Source organism: Mycoplasma sp. 06067-C1-B144P-99-0482-3, from assembly GCF_051053925.1.
GTDB lineage: Bacteria > Bacillota_I > Bacilli_A > Mycoplasmatales > Mycoplasmataceae > Mycoplasma > Mycoplasma leachii.
Genome location: NZ_CP144017.1, coordinates 37429 through 52640, shown reverse-complemented (window position 1 = coordinate 52640; position 15212 = coordinate 37429). Strand labels below are relative to the sequence as shown.

Below are 15212 nucleotides of genomic sequence, written 5' to 3'. Positions count from 1 at the left end.
GTATAATAATTTTTAGGCGATTTTTATTGTGGGAGAACTTTATTTTTATAATTCATATGAACCACAGCGGATAAAAAACGACCTTAAAAAAATAAGGAGAACAAATTCGTGGCTAAAAAAATCACACGTATAGCTAAATTAGAATTCATGGCTATGCAAGCAAAACCCGGTGCAGAGTTAGCTTCACTAGGAATTAATATGCCTGCATTTACAAGAGAATTTAATGATGCTACTAAAGATAGAGCAGGAGATGTAGTTCCTGTTGTTATTACTGCATATGATGACAAATCATTTGATTTTGTTTTAAAAACTACTCCAGCTGCATATATGTTAAAAAAAGTTGCAAAGATTGAAAAAGGAGCAAGTAATTCTAAAACTCAAACTGTTGCAACTGTTACATTAGATGATATTAGATCTATTGCTGAATATAAAATGCCTGATTTAAACGCAAATAATATTGAAGCAGCTATGAAACAAATTATAGGAACAGCTAAAAATATGGGGATTAAAGTTACAGGTATGGAGGACTTTAAATAATGGCTAAAATCAGTAAAAGATTCAAAGAAGCTTTAAGTAAAGTTGAAAAAAATAAAGTTTACCCATTGAATGAAGCTTTAGATTTAGCAAAACAAACTTCTACAACTAAATTTGATTCAACAGTTGAAGTTGCATTTAATCTAAATATTGACCCAAGAAAAGCTGATCAACAAATTCGTGGTGCTGTGGTTTTACCTGCAGGAACTGGAAAAACTCAAAGAGTTTTAGTTTTAACTAATACTAAAACTAAAGAAGCTGAACAAGCAAAAGCTGATATTGTTGGTGGAGAAGAATTAATTAACAGAATTAAAAATGAAAATTGATTTGATTTTGATATTATTGTTGCTACTCCAGAAATGATGGCAAAATTAGGAGCAATTGGTAAAATTTTAGGTCCTAAAGGATTAATGCCAAATCCAAAAACTGGAACTGTAACTATTGATGTTGCTAAAGCAGTTGATGATATTAAAAAGGGAAAAGTTGAATATCGTGCTGATAAAGAAGGAAATATTCATTTGATTATTGGTAAGGTTTCATTTGAATCTGAAAAATTAGAAGAAAATTTTAAAGCTGTTATTGATGAAATTAGAAGAGTTAAACCTCAAACTGTAAAAGGTGATTACATTAAAAGCATAACTTTATCAACAACAATGGGTCCTGGTATCAAAGTTCAATTTTAATAATAAAACAACTCATATATGTAAACTAGGAAAAAATATTTGGACAAATAATTATGTTTGCTCAAATATTTTGTCCTAGTTTCCCCCCGCTACCATAAACACGGACTAAAATTTTTCAATATTATAACAGGATTGTTTTCTGAATTGTACAGGAGACAATCCTTTTGTTGGATTGTACAGGAGACAATCCTTTTAATTTTTCTTTTATTCTTATGTTGTTATATCAATAAATATATTTATGAATCCTTTTAGTTAACTCTTCTACTGAATTATATTTTTCACCATAATAAATTTCTTGTTTTAATAAACCAAAGAAGTTTTCTATAATAGCATTATCTAAGCAATTACCTTTTCTAGACATACTTTGTGTTATGTTATTTTCTTCTAGTTTTTTAACTCAGCTAATGTGTTGATAATGAAATCCCTGATCAGAGTGAATTAACAAACCATTTGTATTTTTAACCTTTTTAAGTGCTTTTTCTAGCATTGAATTTGTTAAGTTTAAGTTAGGATTAGTTTGAATCGAATACGAAATAATTTCATCATTGTAAAGATCAATAATTGGTGATAAATATAACTTTTGACCATTAACTTTAAACTCTGTTACATCAGTGCATCAAACTTTGTTTTCTTGTAAAGAATGAAAATTTCTTTTTAAAACATTATCTGCAATTTTTCCAACAGTTCCTTTATAAGAACTATATCTTCCATTTTTTGTTCTAAATTTGATACACTGAACACCAAGCTCTTTAGTTAACCTTAAAATTTTTTTGTGATTAACAATATATCCTTTTGATTCTAAAGCTATTTTTAGCCTTCTATACCCATATGTTTCAAATGATTTGTTAAAAATATCAACAATCATTTCCTTTAATTCTTTGTTTTTATCTATTGTATTTTCTAACTTATGTTTTCATTCATAAAAAGAAGATTTAGGCAGCTTGGCTATTTTTAAGAGAATAGAAATTTTAACTTTTTTGTGTGTTTTTAGTAATTCTAAAACTACTTTTGTTTTTTCCTTGTTGATTTTTGTTTTGTCAACAAGGTGTGGAACTTTTTTCAGAATTCAGCCTCCAACTTATAGTATTCAACTTGTTCTTTTAATTCCTTAATCTGTTGTTCATTGTTAATTTCTACTTGAGATTTCTTTATTTTAGTTGGTTTTTTATTAGGGTTTTTCATATTTTTCTTAGGTCTCCCTATATTATTATTTAACCCTAAAAATCCATATTCTTTATACTTTTTAAATCATCCAGCTATAGTTGATGAATAAACAATATTAAATTTTCTTGCAATTTCATCATAAGACTGATTAGTTTTAAGTTTATATAATACAATTTTGAGTTTTAATTTTGGACTATAATAAGGTTTTTTATCCTTATTAATAAGTCCTTCAATTCCGAATGCTTCAAATCTATTAATTAAATTTTTTACAGTTGAATCTGAAATATTATACTTATTTGCTAAATAAGTGCTCCTTTTTACATTAAGTTTTTTAGCTTCTTTAACAATTTTTAACTTTTTTTCTAAATCTAATTTGGACATATAAAAACCCCATTTCCTGGATTTTTAGTCCGGAATATGGGGTTCGGGGGATTTTATAAGGGTGTGTTTTAAATATAACTAATGTATCTAGTATATTTAGATAAACAATTTCGTTTAATCAAGATTTATCTAAATAAAATAATCTAGTATTATTTTTACTTATATTATTTAGCTATATAACTTTCTATAGATCTTATAAGTGTTTAATTAATCTATTATTAAGTTTTCTTAATATTTTTATGAAATACTTATAATGTTTTTCTTTACTTTTTTATTAGCTATATAATTTTTGTGATTTACAAATGTATAAAAAATCTAAGGGCGTGATACTATGAAATTCTTATTGAAATTATTATCAATTGTTGGATCTAGTTCACTTGGTCTTACAACTTTATCAACAAATTATATTTGAAAACAAAATAATGCTAATTTCTCATCAAATAATACAAATATACCAACTAATAATGCTTCAGATAAAAATAAATATGATGAATCTAATAATATAAATCATCAAGATTTAATAGATAACGATTCTAAAAATGATACTCAAGCAACACCATTTAGTGATGGTATTAATAAACCAACATATAACCAACCACTAATTAATGTAATTCATCCACAACAACATGTAGAGCCATTTTTACCTTCAAATAATGATTTTCAAACAATTAAGGACAAGATTCTAGATACTAAAAAAACTACTTATAATTACTACTCACATCCTAATTTCAAAATTATAGGTAATGACGCACCACTAAACTCTAAGACTCAAAATAAATTAAATTTAAAACTTGTTGATCAAAACAATGAAGTAGTTCAGGGTGTTAATTGATATCTTAAAGACAACTATTCACCACAAGAAGTTTATAAATCCAACACTGACTATGAAGGTAGAGTGCTCCAACTAGATGATGACGGAACACTAACTGGTCTTAAATTTAACTCACCTGATACTAAAAATATTGAGATATGAGCTGAACACAAGGGTTATTTATTTAGAAATGTAGTTACTGTTTTAAGTGAATTTACTTCAACAGCAAAAGAACAAGAACAAGGAGCTTTAGATGAAGTTAAAAAAATTACACAAGGTTGGGAAAAATATTCTGATTATGAAAAAATACTAAAAACTTATCAATGGATTACTAAAAATATTAATTATGTAGAACGATTTGATTCTTTTGCTGCTGACCAAACTGCTTATGCAGGAATTATTGAAAAAGAAGCAGTATGTACAGGTTATACTATGTCATTTAAGATGTTTATGGATCACTTAGGAATTCCTAATAAGGCAATTGAAGGTGTTGTCGGAGGTGTTAAGCATATTTGAAACCTTGTTGAGTTAGATGATGGTTGATACCATATTGATTCAACATGAGGAAGAATGCAAGGAAAAGACAAAATTGGCTTAACTAATTACAATTGATTCTTATTAAATAATGATGATTTTGGATCTGGAAGAGAATTTATTCATCCAACCCAAAATATGGGAACTAAATATCGTTTTAGTAAAGCCAGAAATTTTATCACTAGTTTAAAAAACGTTGAGAAAATTATTGAAAAATCTAGACTTGAGAATCCAGATTCAAAGGTTATATCATTCCAATATTATGGCAACTCTATTAAAATAGAAGAACTTAAAAAATTTATTACAGATAATTTAAATTTGCAAATTCAACGAGATAAAACAGAAATTAATCGTAATTTAAATAGAGCTACTTTTGAATTTAAAAATAATATAAAACCAATTAGTCAAAACCAAATGCAACTAACTGTTACAGCTGAACAAAATAGATTAAAAATAGAAGGTCTTAAAGATGGTGTAACATTAGATGCTAATAATTTTGATATAGCTGGTGCTTCTATTAGAAAAATTGAAAATAATTCAAATGCTACATACGTTCAATTAGGAAACTTTAATGAAATAGGTATTGCTAAAGTTAAAGTATCTATATTCAAAAACGGACATAACTTTGATATAAAAGAAAAAGAATTTAATTTTAATGTATCTAGAAACAACAAACCAAATGCATACTTAGAAGGTGTCGATAATGAATCAGTGGTTCTAAAAGGTGTAAATAATATAATGCAATATCGTTCATTATATGATGAATGAAAAGATGTTGGAGATAGAACAGAAATTAAATTAGATAATGTTGGTGCAAAATTTATATCAGTACGTGTTAAACCAACAGATGCAAAAGAAGCTTCTGAAGTTCAAGTTATTCACACAACTAAACCAGCAGATTTAGATATAAAAGTTAAATATTATAATGGAGATATTATTGGTGTGGATCCATCAATGCAGTATCGTATAGTGGGTACTAATAACTGAGTAGACATTATAGGAATTAAAATAGAAAAACCATCTCGTGGAAGTTATGAAATAAGGGTGAAACCTCAAAAAAATTCACTAGCTTCTGATTATAAAATAATAACAATTAATTAGTAATTATCAAACTTTATATACTTAAAATCTTTTAACAGAAAATTTAATTTTGCATAAATTAAAATTTTATTGTTTTTCAAACTAGTTCATAGTATAAAAAACCCCCCCCGAACCCCATATTCCGGACTAAAAATCCAGGAAACTAGAGATTTTTTATTAGGATTTTTAAGTCTAAACAACAGAAATATTTAAATAAATATTTATTACATTTCATATAACGCTATTCCTTACCAACTTATCACTTGACATTATATCATTATATATATATATATATATATATAATGTGTCTTATCAAAAGATAAACAAACAATTGGAAATGACATTATATGAAAAAATTATTAACAATATTAGGATCTGTTGGTTTAGTTGCCACAACTAGTGCTGCAGTAATTGCTTGTGGTAATAAAACTTCGCAAAAAACTCCAGATAAAAAAGAAGAAGTTAAGCCTACTGAAGAGAATAAAGAAGAAAAAGAAAAGACAAAACCTTCTGAAGCACCTAAAAAAGAAGAAGATAAAAATAATGAAGAAAAGCAAAAAAATGAACCAAAACCAATAAATACTGAAAATGATAAAAAAAAATTCTGAGCTCATAAAAGCTATTGTAAAAGAACAAGAAGACGCATTTGCAACGTTTCACACTCATAAAGACTTCTTAGACCAAATAAAAGTTTTTGCTAAAGAAAAAGGAATTGAAAACTTAAAACTGGCTAATGGAGATGAAAATACAACTTTTGTAGAAGGTAATAATAACCCAGAAAATAAGGTTAAATTACGTTTAGGGACTTATGAATTCGATGTACGCTTGGGAAGTGTTTTAAAGGATAAAGTGGCTACAAAATATTATATTGAAAATAATGAAAAAAAGATCATTACAGTTCCAGATGACAAGTTTCCAGAACTAAATAATGAAGAGCAAAATGTAGTTATTACTCAAATAGGTTATTCATTGAAAAAAAGATATCTTGATCATGGTTTTGGAGAGACAATACGAATATATAAAATGCCAAAAAATACAAAAAAAGTTCCAAAACATCTTCCTTTGAAAATTAAAAGTCTAGAAAATGCTTTTCAAAACTTTAAATTTGAAAAAGTTTTAAATTTAGATAACTGAAATGTTTCTAATGTAACAGATATGGAATCAATGTTTTATGAAGCAGAAAAATTCAATCAAAATATTTCAAAATGAAATACTAAAAATGTAAAAATAATGACAAGTTTATTTATTGGTGCAAAAAACTTTAACCAACCACTTAATTCGTGAAATGTGTCTAATGTAAGACAAATGTCTGAAATGTTCCGTGAGGCAATTAATTTTAACCAAGATTTAAATGATTGAGATGTTTCTAATGTAACAGATATGGAATCAATGTTTCAAGATGCAAAATCTTTTAATGGAAAGTTGAGAAATTAGGTGAAATGTTCCTTCGTGCGACTAAATTTTCACAAGACTTGTCAAAATGAAAAATTAAAAATAATGTAGCAAAAAAAGCAAGTAGTATATTCGATCATACATATAAATTCAGAGAACAAGTATTAAAAGCCTGAGAAAAGAATTAAATAAAAAGTTCCAGAAATATGTACTATAGAAGACGGGATAGAACCATTATCTCGTCTTTTTTTGAATATTTTTCCAAAATTTTCATCAAAAAATAAACTCTTTTTAAAGATATTTACTTTTTTATACAAAATATAGTATGTATTTTAAAATTCTTTACTTAACTAAAACTATGATATTAAAAAAATTGGGCTTTAGAATGTATAAGCCTAATTTTTTAATCTTTTATTGTGGTAGTTTTTTAAACACCAGCGGTGCATTAAATTCAATCGTACTTTCATCTGCGTTAGTTTCAATATAAATACCATATTGAATCTTTTTATTGCCAAATTTTTCGGTGTGTGTTGAAAGTGCTATTAATCTTGCATCAAATTTTAGACGTGTATTTTCTTTTCAGTCATCTTTATCTAGACCAATAATATTAATATTTTTAGTAAAAATAACTGGTGAGAAGAAATTAAATGTATCTGTTGTTAGATTAGAAATAATTTTCATTCTTCTCAAATCTTTTGATGGGCTAAAGAATTCCTGAAAACTTCATGATAAATCAAGTTTTTTAGCAAACTCAGTTGATGATGCATTTTTTTTATTAAAACTATCTATATATTTCTCAAATTCATTTTTATATGCATGGGACTGCTACCCTAAAAGTAAACACAAGAAATATCATTTAAATTAAAATGATTGTTAGCTTTATTCTAACTATTTTATTTTTAAATTTCAAGTACTTTTTGATAAAAATTATATATATATACAATATTTAAAAAATATTAGTTAAATTATTAATTAAAATGAATTACATATTTACTTATTTTAAATACATTAAATTTAAGTACAAAGATAATTGTACTCAAAACCAACTTAAATTCATTTTCACCTGTAGAGATAAACTAACTAAAAGAATACCGAGCGAAGTATGAGCGGAATTCCTACCAAACAGGGGGAAAGGGGGATGTGCCCCCCAAAAAAACAAATATAACCAAAACCAAAGGCATAACCTTTAAGTGGAGCCTTTGAGTTTTGTTATTTAAAAAATAAGAGTAGAAAAACAAAAAATGATGTTTTTTCTCTTTCTTTAATAATAATATAGAACTTCTCTAAGGGAAGTTCTATATTATTCTTTTATTTAATTATTCTTTAATTTAATTATTCTTTTATTATATTATTCTTTAATTAGACAATAGACAAAACTTAATTATTATTCTTTATTATAAAATTTAAAACTTGGTTGTATATCAGAATATATCACTGTATATACCTTGCTATACCTTTGCTATTTTATAAAAAATCTAAATAAAGCTAAGTTAATCATTTTTATAAATTTTTAAGAATAAATTCAAGTAAAAACCTAACAAAAGCAAAATTAAACCACGCAAAAAAGGTTTAGGATAAAAATCCTAAACAACATTTGTATTTTTTAAAATATTAAATAATTTACTTCTTAAGAATATTTAGAATTGAAAGGTTCAGGAAGAATATCATTAATATTTTTAATTTCTCATCCTTTTTCTTTTCTTTCAATATCATATATTTGTTTTACTTCTAAAAAGAATTCATTTGTTTTAGTTAGTTCATCATTTTTTACAAATGTTTTAATTTTTTCTACAAGCTCATAATAATGGTAGTCATTTTCTTCTTTTTCTGAATTAAATATCATTTCTGGTTCTTCTCATTCTTCTGGTTGAGTTTGATATTTAAAAACATTTTGATCAACTGGTTTGTTTAGTGATTGTTTAATTTGCTCAACTTTTTCATCATCTTTAGGTTTTTCTTTTTTAAATAGTTTTTTAACTCAATTTTCTGTTTTATTTCAAATTTCTTTTGCTTTTTCTGCTTGTTGCTTCATTTTTTCTTTACCTTTTGCTATGTAGTAAAAAATGTTAACCTTAAGCAAGAAAAAATAAGCTCTAATCAAATTGTAATAACTTGATCGTTGAGCTCCTTTTTCTCTATAAAAAGTAGTGAAAAATTTACCATTTACTTTTAATGGTAAAGCAATTAAAACTGTAGGTTTTGTTTTATCTTGGTCATAAACAAAATTGCTAGGAATAAAAATCTTAGCAGTATTTTTTATATTAGCTATTCAGATTCCAGTTCCTGTTTCTGCTGGAACAATACATTCTCTAGGAATTGCTATTGCTTGAACTATAAAATCAGTACCATGCGCTTCCATTAAATAATTACTAGTTAAAGTTCTAGCTGTTGCTAATTCGCTTTCTTCACTACCTTTAAATTCATCATTTAAGGAATCTCAAATACTTTTTACATAGTCACTTTTAATATCTTGAAATTCCATAATATTATCCTTTCTTTTTAGATTTTTATAGTTTTGTGTTCTCGGGTTTTTTTCTGAAAGGTATCATCGAAAAATTAATTACCTTTTTCAAGCCCTTTAACACTTTTGAAACTACACAAAAAATCCACTTTTTCTAAATCTCAAAGATACCAATTTAAAATAAAGTGGATATTTTAAGTGTCTACTTATTGGGTATCGCTTCCCTGTTTATTTTATCTTTCATATTGTATGCATCAATTTCTTCTAAAAGTTTTAGTGATCTTTTGAGCGGATGTATAAAGCCAACATTGGACATTAGTGCACTGCTATTTATGCCTTTGTCACCTATAGTTATTCCATTATTTATTCCTGTTTTCTCCAAAAAGTCAGGAAAACTAGTGACATCCACACAATTTCCTGAGTATGGAAGTGAACAAATTACATCTCTAGTCGTAACATTAAAAGCAATTAATATAGATATGTTTTTGCTATTTTTTAACTTTGATTTGAAAGAAAAGTCATTTAAAGAATTAATTCTACTATTATTATTTTTTAACATCCCATCAATAGCAATTCTGTTATCATAATCAATTTTTTTAACTCTGTTTCTAATAAATAAAAGCGCTTTTCCATAATCAAGACCAACTGATCTTAGAAATTTAGAAATATTATTTTTACTTAGTTTTAAGTTTTGAAATTCATTAGAAATAAAAGATTCTTCGTATGTTTCTTCTAAGCTGCTATATGAGATACTTCGTATGTTTCTTCTAAGCTGCTATATGAGATTCTTCGTATGTTTCTTCTAAGCTGCTATATGAGATACTTCTTTTGAGTCATTTCAAATATCTTGTGAAACTGATTTAGCCAATTCATAATCACCATAATATTTAAAGCTAATCTCCTTTTTAATTTCTTCTTTTTTAATAAACTCACCATCAATGATGTGTTCTATCACTTTACCTTCTTTTGGTTGGTTAGAACCATTTTTTCTTACACAGCCAACCCTTTCAATTGCCGCTCATTTCGAACCAGATTTTTTAATTACAGTATTCTTTGGTCCTGGAACTTGTCGTATCTCTAATGGTACTCCTATGTTAACCTCCTATATAGTTAATTTATGCGATAAACTTTTGATTATTCTAATCACTATTTCTAATTACTAAAAAATAAAAAAATCACAATTTTAAAAATTGTGATTTACATTAATTATTTGTATTTTTTTCTTATTTTATTGATACGTTTTTAGTTGAATCTTTTTTAGTTGGAAACATTGGATATTCAGGATGTGGTTCTTTTAACATTAATATACCAATTAATGATATTAATGTAGCAACAATAATAATTACTAGTTGAATTGAACTTACTAATACTTTGTCTAGTCCTTGTAAAAGTGTTACACCAGAAATTATAATTAATACAACAGTAAAGAACATGTATCCAAATCCTCAAATTAAACTAAACATTCAACCAATAGTTTTTGGATCTGCTTCTTTGTATTCGTGAGGCATGTTTAACATAACTCCTTGAATACCTCAAACACATAATCCAGTTAAAAAACCTAAAATAACAAACATTATAGCTGAAAATACAAACATAGAATTATTTTGACTTTTTCCATATTTAGCAACACCAAATACAAAAGTTAAAGTTGATAATACAAATAAAACTATTCCCATTGTAATTGCACAAGCAATGAATCATCTTCTTTTTGCTTGTTTTCTTGATCACAAACCAAGACTAATAGGACCTACAAACACAGCTGCTAAAAATGCAATCTGTCAACCTTGAATAAATTTGTTAAATGATCCATTAGCATTACTTAGTCCGTTAAAGATTGGTATTGTTAAACTTGTTAGAAAAACAGCTATACATAATCATCCACCATATAGTAGAACTCATGCATAAGTTTGTTTTTTCTTAATGTATGAACCAAGAATTTTTCAACCATTTACTTTTACTTTTGGTTCATCTTTTTTAATGTCAAATTTTGTACCTATAAGAATAAATAATATTAAAGGAATAATATTTAATGCAGCAAGTAAAGTAATTATTAGTTGTCATTGATTTCTAACTGAGTCTGGTATGCTAACTAAAAATGCAGGTAAGATTGAAACAATTGTACCTAGTGGATAAAATCAAATACCAAATTGTGAAACAATTGATTTTTGTTTAGCACCAAAGAAGTTAGCAACAACTGGTTGGGTTAAAATAACTAGCGTTGTTCCTCCAATAGCCATAATTGTTCTTAAAATTAAAAACAATGCATATCCAGATCTAGTTGCTGGCATAAATGCAGCCGGAATACCAGCTAATGTCATACCAAGCGCAATAATAGTTGTGTATTTATGAGCAAATTTTGCTAATAATAATGCAATAAGCACTGAACCTATAGCACGACCTAATGTAATTGATCAGTTTGAAATTTGGTTTAAAACTTGAAAACTACGGTTGCTTTCAATACCAAAGTAACCTAGAAATCCCGGATAAACTGTTCCATTACTTACACCACTACCTGCTAGTGTAACTGAAAAACCTCAGTTAGCGATAAATAGCATATATGCAAATGAAATAAATGATCATAAAATAAAGCCGTAAAGTACTTTATTTTTTTGTGATCACTGTTGGATCTTATTATTCATATTCCCTTTCTACATAATCAGAATTTAAGATAATCGCAATTGATAAATTATTTGTTGGTAATATTTAATTTTTTTAGAAATTTATTTTTTAGGGCGTAATAAACTATTTAAGTTTTTAATTAATGATTTGGTAGAATGAAAAAATACTGTATCAGTTACTTTTAAAATGTTTTACTTAATATTTTGTAAAACAGATTTATTAAACTTGTAATCTAATTTTTTAAGTAGTAGGATGGTTATGTTTAGTTTAAAAAACTACTTGATTTTTAAAAATTAATATTTATTATTAACCTTATAATGGAATTATTGGTAAATAATTATTTTTCTTTAACAGAGAATATAAATTTTATTTCATTAGGAAGTTTTGTAGATTTAACAACTCCACCACCAGTTTTATCTTCATAGTACACATCTAAAACTGTTAGTGTAGATTCATCTACTTTCAATATTTCTGCTATTTTCTTTTTAATTGTTGAATGAAATTTTGAATTATCTAGGATTCGGTCTTTAGTATAAGCACCTAATTCTAGATTTTCTTTTACTAAAAATGTAACTTTTAAAGTATCAGAGAATTTTGTTGATTTAACAATTACTTCTCCAGATTCATCATCAAAATAAACGTTTTCAACTTTTAATGATTTTTCTTCTATTTTTAGTATTTTAGCAATTTTCTTTTTAATTGATGAATGTAAAGCACTATTATCTAGTTACTTGTTTTTTAGAATAAGTCCCTACTTCAATATTTTGTTTAGATAATTTTGGTAGATTTTGATTATTGTTTGGTTTTGAAAAATCATAATTTTCTATATCTCAACCAGTTATGCTATCTCTAAGGGCATTGCTTCATTGACTTTTTGAAATAACTTTTGGTTTTTCTTCACTTTTTCCATTACCATCTTTTTTATCTTTGTCTTTATTTTGATTAGTACTTGGTGCTTGTGTAGAATCAGTTTTAGTACATGCAACTACTAAACCAACTCCACTTGCACTAATCATTAGAGAGCTTAATATTGTTAGTAATGATTTGATACTCATGTCTTATAAAAAATTGATTAACTTTTTGAAGTTAATCGGCTATATACCTAGTGTATATAGTTAATTCCATTATATATATATATATATATAATGTCAAGTTTATAACCAGATAGGTTGGATTATTAAACAAAATGGTACCAGACCAATTATAAGACCACAGATCTGTGGTCTTATAATTGAACAGGAGGTCTAATGTTTGTTATCCAAGAAAATAAAAAGTTTAATGAAAAAAAGAAACTTATAATAGATACTTTTGAAAAAGAGCCTAACAGAAAGTTGTTATCAATCGCTATACAGTTTCAAAAATCACTTTCTACTGTAAAAAAATATAAAAGTGAATATATTAAATGAAAGAGCAAGGAAGCAGAGCTAATTCTTTCACATAAAAACACTAATAATAAAAATGCTCAAAAATATAGTGATGAGATAATACATAATTTAGGTGAAAAATACCAAGAACAAGTAAAAATAACTGGTGGAGATGTAAATAATGCTAGTTGTTCTTATTTAACTTTAGAAAACTATCACAGCACTCTTATGTCAACTAACACTAAAAATAAAATTTCTTATTCAACTTTAAATAGGAGACTAATACAACAAGGTTATGCAAGCCCTTATTGCAAACGTAAAACCAAAAAAGAAGTTAAAAAAATAAGAAGACAACAAGAAGAAGGAAAATTAATTAGGTATAGCAATGAGCTAGTTTTTTATGTGCCTAAAAACGTAGAAAAACACAGACTAGCAGTAGCAAACAATTATAAATTTGGACAGGTAATAGAAGTAGATGGATGTACTCATTATTATTTTCAAAATAACACAATAGCAACATGTGTTATGGCTGTTGATGTTGGAACTAATCAAATACTTGATATGTGTTTTGAAGAATACGAAGAATCTTTAAATTCTTATCAAAAAATTTTTGAAACAATATTTAGAACTTATGGCTATCCTCAAAGAATTATTACTGATAATAGAGCTAATTTTAAAAAAGATGAAAGAAATAACGCTAGAACGCGTTTAGAGCTTGAAAATAGGGGTATAGGGGTGATTTCTTCATCTAATGCTAATGCAAAACCACATGTTGAAAGAATGTGAGATACAGTCCAAAAAAATGCACCTTTCTTCTTTAAACAAAATGATATAAAAACAATTGAACAAGCAAATCAAATAAAACACAAATTAATAGATTTTGTTAATAGTAAATGTAAAAAAAGAAAAAGAGATAATGCATTTAGACAACTAGGTGAAAATGAAGTTGAAAAATTCTTTGACCTACCTATACCTAGAAAATTTGCAAATGGTGTAGCAGAGTATAAAACTAAAATTTATGCTCCATACGATGAATTTGGTAAACGTTTTAGATTTTATAAAAAAGAAAATATTCAACTTGTAATTGGTTCAGATGAACAACTTTACTTTAGAACAGATACTAAACGCTATATTGCAAAGCCATTAGAAATTGGTTCAACTGATTGAGTTGAAGTTGATTTTGTTAGAAGAAAACAATTAGATGAAAGTAGAAAAGAAGATTTAAAAATACTAACAATGATAAACCAAACAAGAAGAATTCATAGTGGATTAGACAAAACACTCTTATACATAAAAAAATACCCCAATGGATTACCTAGTGAGTTAGTTGACGAGATCTCAGGAATCGTATTGAGGGTTAAAAGTGATTGTTCAAGGTTTTCCCATGAACTCAAAGATAAATTAGGCTTGTTAGAATAGATCTATTATTCTCTAATTTCTTTGATAATATAATTATAACTTATAGTACCATTTTGTATAATAACCCACGAAAATTATGCTAGTAAGTAAAATATAAATTAGATTATTAATAAAATTAATAAACAAATTATTAATATTAACTATAAAATAACAATAGGAGGTAGAATATGAGTAAAGTTCTTGTTTTAAAAACAACCGCTCAAGCAGATGAAGTATCTAATTCTGTTGCTTTAACTAACAGATTTTTAGAAGAATATAAAAAATTCAACCCAGATGATGAAATTATTATTGTTGATTTAAATAAAGATGAAGTTGGAACTAGTATTTTAACTTCAGAAACATTCCCAACATTTTATCAACAAGAAGTTACTAAAAAATATATTAATTTATTAAAAAGTGTAGATAAATTAGTAATTTCTTGTCCAATGTATAATTTTTCAACTCCAGTAACATTAAAATCATTTATTGATCATGTTTCAGTTGCTAATGAAACATTTTCATATAAATATTCTAAAAAAGGAGATGCAATTGGTTTAATTACTAATTTAAAAGCTCAAATTTTAGGAGTTCAAGGAGCACCATTAGGATGATATCCTTGAGGACAACACACTCAATATGTTGAAGGAGCTATGAGATTTTTAGGAATCGATTTTAACAAAACTGTTTTACTAGCAGGAGTAAAAGTAGCACCATTACTACAACTAACTCCAGAACAAAGAGTAGAAACAATTATTGATGAAGTTATACAAGCAGCTAAAACTTTTTAAATA

Annotated in this window: 13 protein-coding genes and 2 pseudogenes; 7 read left to right on the top strand and 8 right to left on the bottom strand. The window is 26.3% G+C overall.

From position 1 onward, the window contains the following. Window positions 1-108: 108 nt before the first annotated feature. Together rplK and rplA are read left to right on the top strand one after the other, a co-directional pair. Window positions 109-537 carry a 50S ribosomal protein L11 gene (gene rplK, locus V2P32_RS00215; RefSeq protein WP_013447424.1) on the top strand — a complete coding sequence of 143 codons (429 nt, stop codon included), beginning with the start codon at window positions 109-111 and terminating at the stop codon, window positions 535-537. After that, window positions 537-1217: a 50S ribosomal protein L1 gene (gene rplA, locus V2P32_RS00210; RefSeq protein ID WP_434343625.1), complete on the top strand. Its 681-nt coding sequence runs from the start codon at window positions 537-539 to the stop codon at window positions 1215-1217. The genes rplK and rplA overlap by 1 nt, the downstream gene beginning before the upstream one ends. 121 nt (window positions 1218-1338) lie before the next feature. On the opposite strand, the gene V2P32_RS00205 is transcribed toward rplA, so the two are convergent. Further along, window positions 1339-2762 (bottom strand): IS3 family transposase gene (locus tag V2P32_RS00205; RefSeq protein ID WP_434343624.1). Its coding sequence is split into 2 segments (ribosomal slippage): window positions 1339-2270 and window positions 2270-2762, totalling 1425 coding nucleotides; the frame shifts between segments, so codons are not numbered across the junction. A 331-nt stretch (window positions 2763-3093) separates the two neighbouring features. Between V2P32_RS00205 and V2P32_RS00200 the strand changes: the two genes are divergently transcribed. The 3 genes from V2P32_RS00200 (at window position 3094) to V2P32_RS00190 (ending at window position 6621) form a co-directional block, all read left to right on the top strand. Then, window positions 3094-5208, top strand: coding sequence for an MAG6410 family transglutaminase-related lipoprotein (locus V2P32_RS00200; protein WP_434343623.1), 2115 nt, complete (start codon window positions 3094-3096; stop codon window positions 5206-5208). Window positions 5209-5534: 326 nt separating this feature from the next. Then, window positions 5535-5855, top strand: a complete 321-nt coding sequence (locus tag V2P32_RS00195) for a lipoprotein (RefSeq protein ID WP_434343622.1) — start codon at window positions 5535-5537, stop codon at window positions 5853-5855. Next, complete coding sequence (locus V2P32_RS00190; RefSeq protein WP_434343621.1) at window positions 5776-6621, top strand: BspA family leucine-rich repeat surface protein; 846 nt, start codon at window positions 5776-5778, stop codon at window positions 6619-6621. Before V2P32_RS00195 ends, V2P32_RS00190 begins: the two co-directional genes overlap by 80 nt. 369 nt (window positions 6622-6990) lie before the next feature. Here V2P32_RS00190 and V2P32_RS00185 read toward each other — a convergent pair whose 3' ends face one another. The 7 genes and pseudogenes from V2P32_RS00185 to V2P32_RS00155 form a co-directional block, all read right to left on the bottom strand. Next, window positions 6991-7260, bottom strand: a complete 270-nt coding sequence (locus V2P32_RS00185; RefSeq protein WP_434343620.1) for a hypothetical protein — start codon at window positions 7258-7260, stop codon at window positions 6991-6993. 946 nt (window positions 7261-8206) lie between these two features. Further along, window positions 8207-9061, bottom strand: coding sequence for a hypothetical protein (locus tag V2P32_RS00180; RefSeq protein WP_434343619.1), 855 nt, complete (start codon window positions 9059-9061; stop codon window positions 8207-8209). Between the two features lie 190 nt (window positions 9062-9251). Further along, window positions 9252-9770, bottom strand: a pseudogene (locus tag V2P32_RS00175) (hypothetical protein); the annotation flags it as partial. A gap of 110 nt (window positions 9771-9880) precedes the next feature. After that, window positions 9881-10133, bottom strand: a pseudogene (locus V2P32_RS00170) (hypothetical protein); the annotation flags it as partial. Between the two features lie 130 nt (window positions 10134-10263). Further along, complete coding sequence (locus V2P32_RS00165) at window positions 10264-11679, bottom strand: hexose phosphate transporter (protein ID WP_434343618.1); 1416 nt, start codon at window positions 11677-11679, stop codon at window positions 10264-10266. Window positions 11680-11996: 317 nt separating this feature from the next. Next, a complete protein-coding gene (locus V2P32_RS00160) occupies window positions 11997-12125 on the bottom strand; it encodes a hypothetical protein (protein WP_434343617.1) in 129 nt (42 codons plus the stop codon). Window positions 12126-12378: 253 nt separating this feature from the next. Beyond that, the gene (locus V2P32_RS00155) at window positions 12379-12714 is read right to left on the bottom strand and encodes a Vmc-like lipoprotein signal peptide domain-containing protein (RefSeq protein ID WP_434343616.1); all 336 of its coding nucleotides are present in this window, start codon (window positions 12712-12714) and stop codon (window positions 12379-12381) included. Window positions 12715-12906: 192 nt separating this feature from the next. Here V2P32_RS00155 and V2P32_RS00150 point away from each other — a divergent pair, with 192 nt between their 5' ends. After that, complete coding sequence (locus tag V2P32_RS00150) at window positions 12907-14442, top strand: hypothetical protein (protein WP_434343615.1); 1536 nt, start codon at window positions 12907-12909, stop codon at window positions 14440-14442. Window positions 14443-14609: 167 nt separating this feature from the next. Then, window positions 14610-15209: an FMN-dependent NADH-azoreductase gene (locus V2P32_RS00145; protein WP_434343614.1), complete on the top strand. Its 600-nt coding sequence runs from the start codon at window positions 14610-14612 to the stop codon at window positions 15207-15209. The last annotated feature ends 3 nt before the right edge of the window (window positions 15210-15212 follow it).